Genomic DNA, 253 nt, shown 5'->3' with positions numbered 1-253 from the left:
ACCACACCTTCATCGAAACCAGCCCCCACCCCATCCTCACCCACACCATCCACGACACCCTCGACACCACCACAGACCCCAACACCACCACCACCGCCGACACCGGCACCGACACCACCACGGACACCAACACCGCTGGCACAAGCACCACAGCAGCAGCAGCAGCCATCGAACCTCTCATCATCGGCACCCTGCGCCGCGACGAAAACGGCCCCCACCGCTTCCTCACCTCCCTCGCCCAAGCCCACACCCA

1 protein-coding gene is annotated in these 253 nt (G+C 65.2%); it reads left to right on the top strand.

Annotated elements, in window-relative coordinates; translation table 11 throughout:
* Positions 1-253, top strand: a 253-nt coding sequence (locus AC5P1B_RS35975) for a hypothetical protein (protein WP_493892242.1), incomplete at both ends; no start/stop codon positions are given.

It is taken from the genome of Streptomyces sp. A01 (assembly GCF_059026195.1).
This window is presented reverse-complemented; position numbering and strand designations above follow the sequence as displayed.